General features: G+C 69.3%; 10 protein-coding genes. 3 read left to right on the forward strand and 7 right to left on the reverse strand.

Annotated features, from left to right (window positions below):
• Positions 1–102: 102 nt before the first annotated feature.
• Positions 103–1,026, reverse strand: coding sequence for an aldose 1-epimerase family protein (locus AC37TH_RS07160; RefSeq protein WP_490763642.1), 924 nt, complete (start codon positions 1,024–1,026; stop codon positions 103–105).
• Positions 1,027–1,271: 245 nt separating this feature from the next.
• Here AC37TH_RS07160 and AC37TH_RS07165 point away from each other — a divergent pair, with 245 nt between their 5' ends.
• Positions 1,272–5,729 (forward strand): SdrD B-like domain-containing protein, encoded by a 4,458-nt coding sequence (locus tag AC37TH_RS07165; RefSeq protein ID WP_490763643.1) that lies wholly within the window; start codon positions 1,272–1,274, stop codon positions 5,727–5,729.
• 56 nt (positions 5,730–5,785) lie between these two features.
• Here the strand turns inward: AC37TH_RS07165 and AC37TH_RS07170 are convergent, their stop codons facing one another.
• A complete protein-coding gene (locus tag AC37TH_RS07170; RefSeq protein ID WP_490763644.1) occupies positions 5,786–7,279 on the reverse strand; it encodes a PucR family transcriptional regulator in 1,494 nt (497 codons plus the stop codon).
• Between the two features lie 94 nt (positions 7,280–7,373).
• On the opposite strand from AC37TH_RS07170, the gene gabT reads away from it, so the two are divergent.
• Entirely contained in the window at positions 7,374–8,726 is a 1,353-nt protein-coding gene (gene gabT / locus AC37TH_RS07175) for a 4-aminobutyrate--2-oxoglutarate transaminase (protein ID WP_490763645.1), read from the forward strand.
• On the forward strand, positions 8,723–10,216 hold the full coding sequence (locus AC37TH_RS07180) for an NAD-dependent succinate-semialdehyde dehydrogenase (protein ID WP_490763646.1): 1,494 nt from the start codon (positions 8,723–8,725) through the stop codon (positions 10,214–10,216). Before gabT ends, AC37TH_RS07180 begins: the two co-directional genes overlap by 4 nt.
• Positions 10,217–10,301: 85 nt before the next feature.
• Here AC37TH_RS07180 and AC37TH_RS07185 read toward each other — a convergent pair whose 3' ends face one another.
• From AC37TH_RS07185 to AC37TH_RS07205, 5 genes are read right to left on the reverse strand one after another with little or no spacing between them, the layout of a single operon-like run.
• The gene (locus AC37TH_RS07185) at positions 10,302–11,474 is read right to left on the reverse strand and encodes a glycoside hydrolase family 1 protein (protein ID WP_490763647.1); all 1,173 of its coding nucleotides are present in this window, start codon (positions 11,472–11,474) and stop codon (positions 10,302–10,304) included.
• A 17-nt stretch (positions 11,475–11,491) separates the two neighbouring features.
• Positions 11,492–12,349 carry an alpha/beta fold hydrolase gene (locus AC37TH_RS07190; RefSeq protein WP_490763648.1) on the reverse strand — a complete coding sequence of 286 codons (858 nt, stop codon included), beginning with the start codon at positions 12,347–12,349 and terminating at the stop codon, positions 11,492–11,494.
• Positions 12,346–14,043, reverse strand: a complete 1,698-nt coding sequence (locus tag AC37TH_RS07195) for an ABC transporter ATP-binding protein (RefSeq protein ID WP_490763649.1) — start codon at positions 14,041–14,043, stop codon at positions 12,346–12,348. The genes AC37TH_RS07190 and AC37TH_RS07195 overlap by 4 nt, the downstream gene beginning before the upstream one ends.
• Positions 14,040–14,993, reverse strand: a complete 954-nt coding sequence (locus tag AC37TH_RS07200; RefSeq protein WP_490763650.1) for an ABC transporter permease — start codon at positions 14,991–14,993, stop codon at positions 14,040–14,042. The genes AC37TH_RS07195 and AC37TH_RS07200 overlap by 4 nt, the downstream gene beginning before the upstream one ends.
• On the reverse strand, positions 14,990–15,970 hold the full coding sequence (locus tag AC37TH_RS07205; RefSeq protein ID WP_490763651.1) for an ABC transporter permease: 981 nt from the start codon (positions 15,968–15,970) through the stop codon (positions 14,990–14,992). The genes AC37TH_RS07200 and AC37TH_RS07205 overlap by 4 nt, the downstream gene beginning before the upstream one ends.
• Position 15,971: the final 1 nt, after the last annotated feature.

Below are 15,971 nucleotides of genomic sequence, written 5' to 3' on the forward strand. Positions count from 1 at the left end.
CCGGATTACGCGAGCGTCCTAGCGCGCCGCGTCGATGCCCCCAGCTGTTTCGGGTTCAGCTGGGGGCATCGCTCTGACTGGGCTCGATGAGGTGGGGGCGAGTCAGACGGCTCGGATGGTCCAGGATGCGGTGTGGGAGGCGCCGGGGGCGAGGACGATCAGGTCGGTGCCCGAGTTGAAGGCGTCGGGCGGGCAGGTCATCGGCTCGACGGCGAGGCCGATGCGGTCGGTGGCATCGTCCGACGTGTCGGCGGTGTGCACCTGAACCCAGGGGCACGCGGCGTTCCAGGAGATTGCGACCCCGCTGCCGTCGGCGGCGTGCAGCCACACCGTCGCAGCATCGGACTCGTCGCGCTGCAGGCCGGTGAAGGCGTGGTCGATGAACGTGTCGCCGATCGTGCGCGGCTCGCGAAAGTCGAAGGAGCCGTCCGCCTCGGTGGCGACGTCGGCGAGACCGGTCGGGATGAGTCGGTCCTCTGTGACCGTGAGGATGGTCGCTGCCGGGAGGGTCAGTGTCCAGTCGTCGACGCGGCCGTCCCCGGCGACGAGATACGGATGCGGGCCTGTGCCCCACGGCGCGTCGTCCTGACCGGTGTTCGTGGCGGTGACGGAGGTGTGCAGGCCGTCCTCGTCGAGATCGAAGGTCACGACGACGTCGACGCGGTGGGGGTAGCCGGTCTGCGCCTCGATGGTGGCGGAGAAGGTGACGCCGCTGGCCGATCTGGCCACGGCTGCGAAGTCGAGCCAGCTGGCGAGGCCGTGCAGAGCGTGGCCGCGTGCCGGCTCGGTGAGGGGGAGTTGCTGCTCGACCCCGGCGAAGGTGTACCGGCCGTCGACCACCCTGTTGGGCCACGGTGCCAGCGTGGCGCCACGGTATGCGGGTCGCACCTCGTCAGCGTCGAAGGGGACGACGAGCGGGCGGCCCTTGTGCTCGAGGGTGCGCAGGGATGCGCCGACGGACGCGATCGTGGCGTGGTAGTCGCCGACGGTCAGGCCGAAGTGCGTTCCGGAGATGGGTGTGGTCATCCGCCCATTCTCTTGCACGGGATGCGCCCGCGTATAGCGGGAGGCAGAACGCTTATGCGATGCACATAAACACTAGAATATTCTAAATAAAAGAATGTTTAATGTGGTAGTAATGCCTCATGAACTTGAAACATTCTTCGCGACCCGCAACGCGAAAGAAGCGGATCGGGTGGGCGTCTCTGGCGCTCGTCGCCCTGCTCGGTGCCGCACTCCCAGCACTTCCCGCCGCGGCAGCCTCCACCGCGATGTCCGCGATGTCCGCGACGATCGTCGCGATCGACGACACGGTGCTGTCCGGCGGCCAGGCCGTCTACCGGGTCGCGTACCAGTGCTCCAATCTGACATTCGGCGACTGCGTCGCGCCGACCATCACCGTTCCCGTCCCCATGGGTGAGGGACCGAACGGCCTGCCCGCCGCCTTCGATGGGCAGCCGACCGTGCACGGCGGTGCCGACATCGTCTCTGCCGACGGGTCTCCGCTCACGGTCGTGCTGCGCGATCTCGGCCCTGGCCAGTCCGGGGAGTTCACCCTCGCCTGGAAGGTCCCCAACTTCACGACGCTCCCCGGCACCACTTTCCCGGTGACCGTGGAGCTCGGCTATGCGGATGACGCGGCTACCGGCGGGCGAGTGGCCATCGAGGTCACCACTCCGACGCCGGTGACGATCGGGGCGACTCCGGCGCTCACCGCGGTGAAGCAGATGGTGACACCGGAGCGCGAGACACTCGTCCGCCCGGACGAGCCTGTGACCTACCGTGTCTACGGCTGCAACCCGAACGCCGCCAGCCTCGGCGCGCTCGACTACACCGATCTTGCTATCGTCGACACCCTGCCGAAGGGGGCGACCTTCGTTTCCGCCACCGGGGGAGGCATCTACGACCCGGCGGCCGAGACCGTCACCTGGGTGTCGGCGACCCCGGCCCGCGACGACTGCGTGAACCCGTCCGAGGTGTTCGACATCACGGTGATCTACTCGGACGAGAAGTTCGTCGCGTCGATCCCCGCCGGTGAGTCGGTCAACTCCTTCCAGAACAGGATCAGCGCCACAGCGACCGCGCTCGACGGACAGACGCTCACGGCATTCGACCAGCGCAACCACGCGTTCGTGTCGCCGAACGCGGAGGGTCTGGCGAACTATCTGGCGGCCAAGACCGCGTCGCACAACAACTACCTGCACACCGATACCACGAGCGAGTATCAGTGGGGACTGCTATCGCACTGGCACGGAAGCATTCCAGGCTATGAGTCGGACCAGCTGCGCCCCGCTGCAGCGGTCGACCGTCTTCCCTGTGTGGTCGAAGGCAGGGCGGCCTCCCCGGCCATGCCCGCGAGCGATTCACTGAGCATGTCCTACCCTGGGCAGCTCGGCATTCCGTCCGGCCAGTGCACGACTCCCGCGTTCAGCACAGAGCAGTTCCGTTTCGACGAGACGACGGCGTCGCACCTGGTGCAGGTCGATCTCGTCACCTGGAACGGCGTGCTTCCGCAGACGCACAGTTACGTCAAACCGGTTGCCATGGTCGGCCCGTTCCGGCTGAACATCCACCGCGCGAGCGCTGGAGCGGACGAGGTGAGCTTCGGGCTTCCGGCGAATGAGATCGTGACGGACCTCCGCATCGTCAGCATCGGTAAGGACAACGTCCCAGACTGGTGGGCCGTGCGCGGCGTGAGCACGCAGGCGTTCGCCGATTCCGGACTCCTCACCATGAGCAACACGTACGCACCGTTCTACGGCTTGGAGTTCGCGCCGGGAGACAGCCCTGTCGCCGGAATCGTCTCTGATGCGATCCAGCGAAGCGCTCCGGAGTTCTTCGCGACGCCGCAGCCGGACCCGCAGGTGGTGAAGACCGCCGTCACCGATGTCGATGGCCTGCGCCCAGGCGTGACCGCCTCGTGGAAGATCCAGATCGCGAACGGCGCGAACGGCAAAGTGCCGCTGCGCCCGATGCTCGTCGACGTCCTTCCGCTCGGCCTTGAGCCCGACGTCTCCTCCATCGCGTGGACCGGTCTGGATGCGGTCGGCCAGCCGACGCTGACGCAGGGCACCAAGGAGATCGACGGCGTGACGCGCCAGCTCCTCACCTGGACCTGGCCGTTCGGCACCGAACTCGCTGTCGACGACCCTCGGCCGACCGTTACGTTCGACACGAACGTCACGCTCGCCGCCACCGAAGGCGCACACGCCACCGGCGACGTCCAGCGGGCTGTGCTGTTCGACATGAACAACACGCTCATCAGCCAAGGCACCGGCGCGGCGACGGATGTCGACGACCTCAACGGCAACGGAAACACCGACGAGATGGTGTCGGAGAGCACGGTCGGCTGGACCGTCCTCGCCAGCTCCGGCGCCGCCATCCAGAAGTCGGTCAAGGGTGCGCTCGACGCCGACTGGAGCCGTGACGCACTGACGAACGCCACGTTCGACGGTTCGGACACCCAGGTCGACTACCGGCTCGCGATCTCCGACCCCAACAACACCGCCCTGAAAGACCTCGTCGTGTACGACGTGCTCCCGCATGTCGGCGACACCGCGATCAGCGGCGTTCTGGCCGGTATGGAACGCGGGAGCCAGTGGAACGTCACGTTCGACTCGATCCTGAGCAAGCCCGCCGGCGCGACCATCGAGTACTCCACGTCCTACAACCCGTGCCGTCCCGAGCTGTTCGACCGTCCCGCTGGGCAGGCACTGCCCAGCGGGTGCGACGCAGACTGGTCGGCGGCTCTGCCCGCCGATCACGCGAGCGTGAAGGCGCTCAGGATCGTCTTCGCCGAACTGGCCCCGACGCTCGAGCCCGAATACCTCGAGTACCGCACGACGGCGCCAGGTCTGAACGGTCGTGACGACCTCGCGCTGACGGATCCGTCGGCGGTCGCCAACAACAACATCGCGTGGCAGACGTCGCGCGTCACGAGTGCCGGATCGACGGCTGCGCTGCTCGCCTCGGAGGCTCCGGCGGTCAGCGTGCGCCGTGCCGCGGGACAGATCGGCGACAGCGTCTGGCTCGACGCCGACCGCGACGGCCGGCGGTCGGCCGGCGAGGCGGGTGTTCCCGGGATCACGATGGAACTTCGCGATGAGAACGGCCAGCCGGTCACCGGCGCGGACGGCTCACCCGTTCGCACGGTCACCGGCGAAGACGGCGGCTACCTGTTCACCGTTCCGCTCGGAACATGGAGCGTCGCGATCGTGGCACTGCCTGCCGAGTACGAGCTGACCGCTCTGCAGGCGGGGGCGGACGACGCGATCGACTCCGACTTCGGGGCTGTCGGAGCGGCCACCGCACCGGTGACCATCGCCGATCCGGTCCGGAACGGCGACGGCGCGAACATCGTTACGACGCTCGACGCCGGCCTGGTCAGGGCGGGAGTCACCATCACCAAAGACGATGGTCTGTCGATCGTCCGGCCGGGTGAGTCGACGACATACGCGATCACGGTGACCAACACAGCCGTGACAGCCGTCGCGGACACCGTTGTCGTCGCGGACGCACTGCCGAGCGAGCTCGAGTTCGTCAGCGCCACGGAGAACGGCGCGTTCGACGAGGACAACAGCGTGATCGTGTGGACGCTCGGCGCCCTGGCGCCGGGGGAGACGCGCATCCTCGAGGTGACCGCGACGGTCGCAGCCGGCACAGCACCGGACACCGAGATCGCCAACGTGGCGACGCTCACCGGAACGCTGGACTGTCTGACGGCATGCGCGGCCACCGACGTCGACCGCACTCCGCCACGCGTGACCGTCCTGAAGGACGATCACCAGGCGACGGCCGGCAACGGCGACACCCTCCGCTACGACCTGTTCGTCGAGAACCACTCGGCGGCGGCCACCGCGACGGAGGTGACCGTCGTGGACACGCTTCCTGAGCATCTGGAGTTCGTGAGCGCGTCCGACGACGGCGTGTTCGACGCGGACGCACGGACTGTCACCTGGACCCTGGGCGACCTCGCACCGGGCAGCGGACGGGTGGTGCAGGTCCACGTGACCGTCGCCGCGACGACCCCGGCCGGCTCGAACATCGTCAACGGCGCCTCCGTCGCCACGGTCGAGGGCTGTGTCGTCGCCGGCGACTGCTCCGCAGAAGACGTCGACCACACGCCGGACGTCTCGATCGTGAAAGACGACGGCGAGAGGGTCGTGTCCATCGGCCAGACGCTCACCTACGACCTGACCGTGACGAACAACGCAGCCTGGGAGGCGCCGCTCACCGTGGTCACCGACGTGCTGCCCGCAGGCGTCGGGTTCGTCTCGGCGACCGACGGCGGTGTCTACGACCAGGAGACGCGAGCAGTCACCTGGGAGCTGGGCACCCTCGACCCGGAAAGCGAGCGCGCCGTCAGTGTGACGGTGCGGGTGACCGAAGGGAAGGCGGACGGTGACGCCATCGTCAACACGGCGACGGTGACCACCGAACACGGCTGCGCTGACGCGTCGCAGTGCGCCTCCACGGACACCGACACGGTCTCTGTGCCGGACAAGACGAAGACGCAGCCCCCGGTAATCCAGAAGCCCTGGACGGTCGACGGCGGACCCCCGGGCGACGGCGGAAACTCCGGCGGCGGCCCCACCGCGGCGACGACGGACGGGCTGGCGACGACCGGTTCGGCCATCGCGACGCTGGCCGGTTGGCTCGGCGGACTGCTCCTGCTCGCCGGTGCGGTGCTGCTGCTGATCCGTCGCAGGAAGACGGCAGGAACGCGGTAGCCCCACCGGATGAAGCACGACCCTGAGCGGGGTGGACGGTCAGCCGTCCACCCCGCTCACTCGTGTGTGCCTGCGGCGCGCAGGGCCGCGTACAGGTCGGCCCGGGCGGCGAAGACGCCGAGGTCGACGCCGAGGAGGCGTTCGGCTTCGCTGACGCGGGTGCGGAGAGTGTGCCTGTGCATCCCGAGTTCTCGCGCCGCGACGTCGTAGACGCCGTTGTGGTCGAGCCAGACCAGGAGGGTTCGCGGCAACTCCCTGTCGGCCTTCGCCAGCGGGGCGATGGCCGCGGTCGCGACCGCGCGGGCGTCCGCGGTGTCCAGCATGGCGAGCATGCCCCCACCCGCGATGTCGTCGAACCCCCTCAACGGGCGGTCGGTGTCAGCCCGGTCGCGGGCGGCAGAGGCCTGCGCGAGCGAGGACGGCAGGTCGGTGAGCGGACCGGCGGCGGAGATGCCTCCGCGGAGGTCGAGGCGGGACGCGAGCTCCGGCAGGCCGGACGGGGCCGCGTCCTCTTCGAGGACGACGAGGTCGTGCCCGTCGCGGGCGAAGAACAGCCCCGGCCGCGTCTCCAGGACGTCCGCGGCCGCGGCGACGGCGCTGCCGCTGAGCACCGCGACCCGCACCGGACCGGACGGGAGCGCGCCGAGCACGGGCTCCGCCACCGTCTCCGCGAGCGCCCTGTCCCCGGCGAGGAGCGCACGCCACACCGCTGTGCGCAGCCGGGTTCGCGCCGCATCCGTCGCCCTGCTCTGCTCCAGAGCGAGACCGGCCAGCGCGACCACGCCCGTGACCACCTGCTGGGCGGCCTGGTCGAGTCCGGAGGAGCCGACGGCGAGCACGCCGCGCAGGCGGCCGGCCGCGCCGAGGGTCTGGAGCGAGAATGTCTCGTCGTGGCCGCCGCTTCCGCCGCTACCGCCGCCGCCGGCGGTGCCGGCCGCGCGACGGCGGGCGCGCAGCAACGGTTCGGCCGCCGCGCCGATCGCAGCGCGGTCGACCGCGGAGAGCGCGCCGGGCGGATACGCCCTGTCCATCTCGCCGTCTGCGCCGATCAGCGCGACCGGCCGCTCGATCTGGCGCGCGAGCTCTGCGAGGACGGCGCCGAGCGCATCCGGTCGCAGGGCCGCGAGCGAGATCGCCCTGGACGCACGAAGTGCCCAGGTGTTGCGCGCGTAGGTGTCGGCGGCGACGCGCTCGGCGACGAAGCGCGCGATGGCGATGAACGGCGTGCGATACGGCACCTCGAACAGCGGAAGCCCGAGCCGGGTGCACGCCTCGACCAGTGCGTCGGGGGTTCCGGCCCGCATCACCTCGGTGCCGAAGCCGAGTCCGGCGATCCCATGCTCGACCAGCCGGGACACGTACGGTTCCACCTCGTCCGGTGCGCGCGTGACAAGCAGCACCTGCCCGGGGGCGAGGAACGGCGTCGGATCTTCGAGGTCCGAACTGTGCGCCCAGTGGATGCGCGCATCCAGTGCAGCGGACACGTTCGGTGTCAGAAGCCGCAGCCCGAGGTCGGGGCGGGCGAGCAGCTGGGCGACGGTGGCGGGCACGATCGACTCCGATCCGCCAGTCTGTCCAGTGCTGGCGAAGCGATTGTACATCGTGGCTAATGGACAGGACCGCGTGCGTCCATACGATTCCCCCATGACCATCGTCGACACTCCCACCGTCATCGGCGGACCCGCCCTCCCTCAAGAGCGCCGGCTCGTCACCTCCATCCCCGGCCCTGAGTCGCGCAAGCGGGCGGAACGCAAGGCGCAGGCCGTCGCCGCGGGCGTCGGCAGCACGCTCCCGGTGTACACGGTCGCAGCCGGAGGGGGAGTGCTCGTCGACGTCGACGGCAACTCGCTCATCGACTTCGGCTCCGGCATCGCCGTCACCGGTGTCGGCAACTCCGCACCGCGCGTCGTCGAGGCCGTCATCGCCCAGGCCGCCCAGTTCACGCACACCTGCTTCACCATCGCGCCGTACGACTCGTACGTCGACGTGGCCGAAGCGCTCAACTGGCTGACCCCTGGCGACCACGCCAAGCGCAGCGCACTGTTCAACTCCGGCGCGGAGGCGGTGGAGAACGCGGTCAAGATCGCCCGCCACTACACCGGCAAGCAGGCCGTCGTCGCGTTCGACCACGCCTATCACGGCCGCACCAACCTCACGATGGGCCTCACCGCCAAGAACCAGCCGTACAAGAACGGCTTCGGCCCGTTCGCCCCCGAGATCTACCGCGCTCCGCTCAGCTACCCGCTGCGCGACGGCGGGCTGTCCGGCGCCGAGGCGGCCAAGCGTGCCATCACCATGATCGAGAAGCAGATCGGCGCAGCCAACCTCGCCGCGCTCATCATCGAGCCGATCCAGGGCGAGGGCGGCTTCATCGTCCCCGCCGACGGCTTCCTGCCCGCACTCGCCGACTGGGCCGCTGCGAACGACGTCGTGTTCATCGCCGACGAGGTCCAGACCGGCTTCGCCCGCACCGGAACCATGTTCGCCTCCGAGCAGTTCGGCATCGTGCCCGACCTGATCGTCACAGCCAAGGGGATCGCGGGCGGCCTCCCGCTTTCCGCCGTCACCGGCCGTGCAGAGATCATGGATGCGCCGCAGCTCGGCGGACTCGGCGGAACCTACGGCGGCAACCCGCTCGCCTGCGTCGCGGCCCTCGCCGCGATCGAGACCTACGAGACCGAAGATCTCGCCGCCCGCGCCCGCGAGATCGGCGCGATCCTGTTCGACAAGCTCGGCGCCCTGCGCGACGCCGACCCGCGCGTCGCCGAGGTCCGTGGACTGGGCGCGATGGTCGCCATCGAGCTCGTCGACGAGAACGGCGAACCGGATGCGGCACTCACCGCCAAGGTCGCCTCCGCCGTGCACGCGGCCGGCGTCATCCTGCTCACCTGCGGAACCTACGGGAACGTCATCCGGTTCCTTCCGCCGCTGAGCATCCCTGACCACCTCCTCATCGAAGGACTCGACATCGTCACGGAAGCACTGGTGAACGCATGACCATCGCAGAACAGACCCCCACAGCCACCCTGTCCGCACGGGAGAGCGAACTGCTCTCGCGTGTACCTGACGGCCTGTACATCAACGGCCGCTGGGAGGCTGGGACGCGCGACCCCATCGAGGTCAGCGACCCGGCCACCGGCCGCGTGATCAAGCGCATCGCCAATGCGACGCCGGAGGACGGCATCCGTGCTCTGGACGCGGCAGACGGCGCGGCGGAGGCGTGGGCGGCGACCCCGCCCCGCACCCGCGCCGAGATCCTGCGGCGCGCGTTCGACCTGCTGCAGGAGCGCAGGGACGACTTCGCGCTGCTGATGACGCTGGAGATGGGCAAACCGCTGGCCGAGGCCAACGGCGAGGTGACCTATGGCGGTGAGTTCCTGCGCTGGTTCAGCGAGGAGGCCGTGCGCATCGGCGGGCGGTACGGGCAGAACCCCGAGGGCACCGGCACGATGATCGTCTCGCAGCGTCCCGTCGGGCCGTGCTTCCTGATCACGCCGTGGAACTTCCCGCTCGCCATGGCGACCCGCAAGATCGCCCCCGCGCTGGCAGCCGGATGCACGGTGGTGGTCAAGCCCGCCGAGCTCACCCCGCTCACCACCCTGTTCTTCGCGCAGCTGCTCGAGGACGCTGGCGTTCCCGCCGGTGTCGTCAACGTGATCCAGACCAGCACGTCGAGCACGGTCTCCGGGCCGATCATCGCCGACCCGCGTCTCCGGAAGCTGTCGTTCACCGGTTCCACCCCCGTCGGCCAGCGGCTGATCGCCCAGGCGGCGCAGAACGTGCTGCGCACGTCGATGGAGCTCGGTGGCAACGCGCCGTTCGTCGTCTTCGACGACGCTGACGTCGACAAGGCCGTGCAGGGCGCGATGCTCGCGAAGTTCCGCAACACCGGCCAGGCGTGCACGGCGGCCAACCGCTTCATCGTGCACGAGTCGGTCGCGGAGGAGTTCGCGCAGAAGGTCACCGCCAAAGTCGAGGCGCTCCGTCTCGGCGCCGGCACGGAGGAGGGCGTGACCATCGGGCCGCTCATCGACGCCAAGGCCGTCGCCTCCATGGTGGAGCTGGTCGGCGACGCCGTCTCGCGCGGCGCCCGCGTGCTCACCGGTGGGAACGCGCCGGAGGGCGACGGTTCGTTCTTCGAGCCGACCGTGCTCGTCGACGTGCAGCAGGGCAGCACCATCCTGGCCGAGGAGATCTTCGGGCCGGTGCTCGCGATCACCACGTTCTCCACGGAGGACGAGGCCGTCGCGCGCGCCAACGAGACCGAGTACGGACTCGTCGGCTACGTCTTCACCGAGGACCTGGCGCGCGGCCAGCGCATGATCGACCGCGTCGCCACCGGCATGATGGGACTGAACACGGGCCTCGTCTCCAACGCGGCGGCCCCCTTCGGCGGCATCAAGCAGTCCGGCCTCGGCCGCGAGGGCGGCGCAGAGGGCATTCACGAGTACCTGTCCACCAAGTACACGCTGATCCCCGCCGGCTAGCCGCACCCACGCACAGCACCACTCGTGCAAAAAGCGCGGTCCCGGACTCCGGGACCGCGCTTTTCGCACGAATGCGCGCGGCGCGCTAGAGGCCGTTGGCGCGCGCGACGCCGCCGAGCCACGCCAGCGACGGCTTGGGCGTGCGCACGAAGGTCTCGCGGTCGACCGCGATCAGGCCGAAGGTCGGGCGGTAGCCGCTCGCCCACTCGTAGTTGTCGAGGGCGCTCCAGTGCAGGTAGCCCTCCAGCTGGACGCCATCCTGGATGGTCGCGTGCAGCTCGCGCAGGGCGGCGTCGGTGTACGCGATCCTGCGCTCGTCGTCGCTGGTCGCGATGCCGTTCTCGGTGATCATCACCGGGACGCCGCCGGACAACTCCCAGGCGCTGCGGACGCCCTCGGCGGCGGCGGGCGGGTAGAACTCCCAGCCCGTGAGGGTGGTCTCGACGTTCTCGTCGACCGGCAGCGGACCGGTCGGGCCGATGAACGTGCGCGTGTACGCCTGCACGCCGACGAAGTCGTCGCCGGCGGACTGCTCCAGATACCAGTCGTCGCGCGGGTAGCCGTATTCGCGCAGCATCTCGTCAGAACCAGGCTCGCCATTGGAGCGGAACGCCTGCGTGGCGATGGTCCAGCCGGACTTCAGGCCGGAGACCTGCGACAGCACGTCGCGCGACCGCTTGTGCGAGGCGAGCAGCGCATCCGCGACCCCGAGGTCGGGGTTCGGCAGGCCGTACGCGACCAGGTTGGCGGCGTCCTCTCCGCCCGCGAGCATCGCGGCGATGTTCGGCTCGTTGATCGTGCAGACGTAGTCCACGCCGTCGGAGACGATGGGGAGGGCCAGCTCGGTGTAGCGCGCGAACAGGTCCGCCGCATCCGGTGCACGCCAGAAGCCGTCGCGCTCGAACCAGCGCGGAACGGTGAAGTGCATCAGCGTCACGACCGGGTTGAGGCCGAACTCGTGCGCGGCGTCGACCATCCGGCGGTAGTGGTCGATCTCGGCGCGCGAGACGAAACCGCGCTCCGGCTCGATGCGCGCCCACTCGACGCTGAACCGGTAGGTGTTGAGGCCGGCGTCCGCGAGCAGCTTCATGTCTTCGCGGTAGCGGTGGTAGCTGTCCATCGCGTCACCCGACGGTTCGACGATGGAGGTTCCAGGCGTGTGCTCGTGCACCCACCAGTTGCTGTTGATGTTGTTGCCTTCGATCTGGTGCGCGGCGGTCGCAGCGCCCCAGAGGAATCCGTCGGGGAAGGTGAGCACAGTTCTCCTGGTGTGTTTCAGTGGATGGTCGTGAGGAACGTGTCGAGCGCGGCGACCGTGGCCTCCGGCGCTTCGAGCTGGGGGGAGTGGTGGCCGCCCGCGATCACGGCGTACTGGGCGCCGAGGCGTTCGGCCATGTGCTGCTGCATCGGGATGGGCCAGGCGTCGTCGAACTCGCCGTGCGCGACCAGGACAGGCAGGCCGGAGGCGCGGAGCGCGTCGGTCGTGTCGTGGTCGGCGCGCAGGATCTCGGCCCCGGCGAGCAGGTTCTCGCTCGACGTGCGCTCCGCACGCAGGCGCAGGAACGCCTCGTCGGGCGTCAGCGCGGAGTCTGGCTGGCCGATCGTGTGCGGGTTGTCGCGGTTCCACAGGCCGATCGAGCCGGATTCGGTCACCGTGTCCGTGGTCTGCTGGTGGCGGCCCGGCCAGCCGGTCGGGCCGGAGCAGAGCATGGTGAACGAGCGGAACGCCTCCGGTGCGGCGATCGCGGCCTCGCGGGCGATCACGCCGCCGAGGCTGTGGCCGATGAGGTGCACGGGCGCGCCGTCGCCGATCAGCCGCGCGACCTCCACGGTGTCGGCGGCGAAGTCGTCGAGGCGGTAGTTCTGCGCGCCGCTCGGGGACACCGAGTCGGCCTGGCCGCGCTGGCTGTACGCCCAGACGTCCCAGCCCGCCGCGGCGAGCAGCGGCAGGAAGGTGCGGAAGTCCTCCTTGGAGCCGGTGAAGCCGGGCACGAAGAGCACGGTTCCCCGCGCATCCTGTGCTGGCGCATGCAACGCCGTCAGCGTGCCGATCCGCGCGGGGAGGCCGACGACCTCCACGCCGTCCGGGATGGGCAGCGCGCCGAACGGGGCGATGGGCGGGAACGCGGTCACGCGAGCGCCTCCCGAGCCCTGGCCGGGTTGGGGACGGCGTCGAGCAACTGCACCGTGTACGGGTCGGTCGGGTGCTGCAGCACGTCGGCGGTCCGCCCGCGCTCCACCACCTGTCCGGCGTTCAGCACCATGATGTCGTCGGTCACGAGGCGCGCGGAGAGCAGGTCGTGCGTGATGTAGAGGAGCGACAGGCCCCACTGCTCGCGCAGGTCTTCGAGCAGAGCGAGCACACCGGCACGCAGTGTGACGTCGAGCATCGAGACAGGCTCGTCGGCGATCAGCACCTGCGGGTCGCTTGCCAGGGCGCGCGCGATGACGACGCGCTGGCGCTGCCCGCCCGAGAGCTGGTGCGGCAGCTTCGAGGCAAACTGCTCGACGGGCGTGAGGCCGACGGTCTCCAGCAGTTCGAGCACGCGGCGACGCGCGTCCCGTCCTCGGAGCCCGGTGAAGTTGACCACCGGACGGGTGAGCGCGTATTCGACCGTGTGCAGCGGGTTGAGCGCTGCGTACGGGTCCTGGAAGACCATCTGCACGTTCTTGTGCAGCTCCCGGATGCCGCGCCGGTTCAGCTTCGCCACATCGGCGTCGCCGAAGTGGACAGTGCCAGAGGTCGGCTTCTCGACGCCGGTGAGCAGCTTGGCGATGGTCGACTTGCCGGAGCCCGACGCACCGACGAGCGCGAGCGACTGGCCGGGTTCGAGCGTGAAGGAGACGTTGTCGACCGCTGTCACCTCGTTCTCGCCGCGGCGCGGAGCCGGGTACACCTTCGAGATGCCGTCCACGACGATGGCCGCCTGGGCGGCGCGTCCCTCTCGCTCGCGGACTGGAGCGACCGCGGCAGCACGGGATGTGCCGTCACCCGTCGCGCGGTCCCGTCGTGCAGGGAACCCCGGCAGCTCCACGACTTCGGCCCGTGGGTCGGCGTAGTGGCTCAGCAGCATCTGCGTGTACTCGTGCTGCGGCGCCTCCAGGATCTCCCTGCTCGACGAGTCCTCCACGATCCGGCCGTCGTGCATCACGAGCACGCGCTGGGTCGCTTCGAGCACGACGCCGAGGTCGTGGCTGATCAGGATGGCCGTGAAGCCCTCCGACTCCTGCAGCTCGGTGATCGTGTCCATGATCGCGTGCTGCACGAGCACGTCGAGCGCCGTGGTCGGCTCGTCGAACACCATCAGGCGGGGTTCGAGCGACAGCGCGAGCGCGATCGAGACGCGCTGGCGCATCCCGCCGGAGAGTTCGCCGGGGAAGCGCGCGAGCACCTTCTCGTCGAGCCCGACCTTGCGGATCAGCTCGCGCATCCTGTCGTCCCAGCGGTCCTTCTGAACGTGGCCGTGGGCGTGGAAGATATCGGTGAAGTGCTTGCGGATCGTGCGCACCGGGTTGAGGGCGTTCATCCCGGACTGCAGCACCATCGCGAACCCGCCCTGGCGCTGACGGCGCAGCTGCTCGTCGTCGAGCTCGCGGATGTCCTGGCCGCCGAACAGGATCTGGCCGCCGTTGGTGCGCGCCGGCGGCTTCTGCAGCCGGGTGAGCGCGAAGCCGAGGGTGGACTTGCCGGAGCCGGACTCGCCGACCAGGCCGACGAACTCGCCCGCCCCGACGCTGAACGACACGTGGTCGACGGCCTGCACGGGCGTCTGCCCGGCGGACTCGTAGATGACGGAGAGGTCGCGGACTTCGAGAAGGTCGCTCATCGTGCGCTCTTTTCTTTCGCTGGACGGCCTTCGCGGAGGCGCGGGTTGCTGATGGCGTCGACGCCGAAGTTGATGAGCGTGAGGCTCATCGCGAGCAGCGCGATGCACAGACCGGGGGCGAACAGCAGGATCCACTGCCCGGTGAGGAGCGCGTTGGAGTTCTGCGCCCAGTAGAGGATCGTTCCCCAGCTGACGATCGACGAGTCGCCGAGTCCCAGGAACTCCAGGCCGGCTTCGGCCAGGATGGCGGCGGTCGCCGCCCCGAAGAAGCTGCCGGTGATCAGCGAGGTCATATTGGGCAGGATCTCGTTGAACACGATCCGGAAAGGCCGGTCGCCGGAGAACCGGGCGGCGGTGACGAAGTCGCGCGATCGCAGCGACTGGGTCTGGCTGCGCAGCACGCGGGCGCCCCACGCCCATCCGGTGATCACGATGACCGTCACGATCATGAACAGGCCGCCGTTCTGCAGATACGCGGCGATCACGATCATCAGCGGCAGGCCGGGGATGACCAGGAACAGGTTCACGAAGAAGTTGACCACCTCGGCGCCGAAGCCCCGGATGTACCCCCAGCTGAGGCCGATCAGCACGGCGACGATCGTCGAGAGCAGCCCGGCGATGAAGCCGACGGCCACGCTGACGCGTGCACCGTAGATGAGCTGGCTGAGCACGTCCTCGCCCGCCGCCGTCGTGCCGAACCAGTGTTCAGGGCTCGAATCGGCGTTGCGGGGGAAGCCGTCCTGCGTCGCGCCGTACGGCGCCAGCAGCGGGGCGAAGATCGCGACGAGCACGAAGAACGCCAGGATGATGAGGCCGAGCCTGGACTTCCAGTTCGACCACAGGGTGGAGGCCGCACGCCCGAGGAATGCGAGCTTGTGCGGGGGCTTCGCCCCGTCTGGCGCGGTGGACGCATCCACGGCGATTGACTTGAAACTCTGTGTCGTTGTCATCGGCGGGTCCTTGGGTCGAGTACGCCGTACAGAATGTCGACGAGGAAGTTGGCGACGAGGACGCTGACGGTGATGAGGAGGAACAGCGCCTGCATCAGCGGGTAGTCCTGGCCGATCACGGCGTTGAAGAGGAGGAAGCCGATGCCCGGGTATCCGAACACCTGCTCCACCAGGATGGAGCCGCCGACCACGCCGCCGAGCGCCAGCCCGAACCCGGTCAGGTTGGGCAGGATCGCGTTGCGGGCCGCGTACTTCATCGCGACGGTGCGGCCCTTGAGGCCGTTCGCCTGGGCGAAGGTCACGTAGTCGTCACCGAGCGTGTTGATCATGGCGTTGCGCATCCCGAGGATCCAGCCGCCGATCGAGGTGATCAGGATGGTGACCGCAGGAAGCACCGCGTGATACGCGACGTCGACGATGAAGTCCCAGCTGAACGACGGGGTCGCCGTCGGCCCGAAGGCTCCGGAGGTCGGGAACCAGTGCAGCACGTAGCCGAGGAAGAACAGCAGGAGCAGCGCCGTCCAGAAGTACGGGAACGTGCTGGCGAACGTTCCGGTCAGCGTCGGCAGCGAGTCGAGCCAGGTGTTGCGGCGCCACGCGGCGAGCACGCCGAGCAGCGTGCCGAGCACGAACGCGACGACGGTCACGATGCCGAGCAGCACGATTGTGTACGGGAACGCCTGGCCGACGAGCTCGGACACGGTCTGCGGATAGAACGTGTACGAGACCCCGAAGTCGAACGTGACCACCTGGTGCAGGTAGCTGACGTACTGGTCCCAGAGGTTGCCGCCAGGCACGCCGAGCTGGGCCTCGATGGCCGCGCGGGTGGCCGCGGTGACCGGGCCGTTCTGCGAGAGCTTCGCGATGGCGGCGTCGGTGGGGGATCCGGGCATGAGCCTCGGCAGGATGAAATTGAGGGTGACCGCCGCCCACAGGGTGAGGACGAACAGGCCGAGCTTGCGGAGTGTATACGCCATC

It is taken from the genome of Leifsonia sp. McL0627, assembly GCF_058244615.1.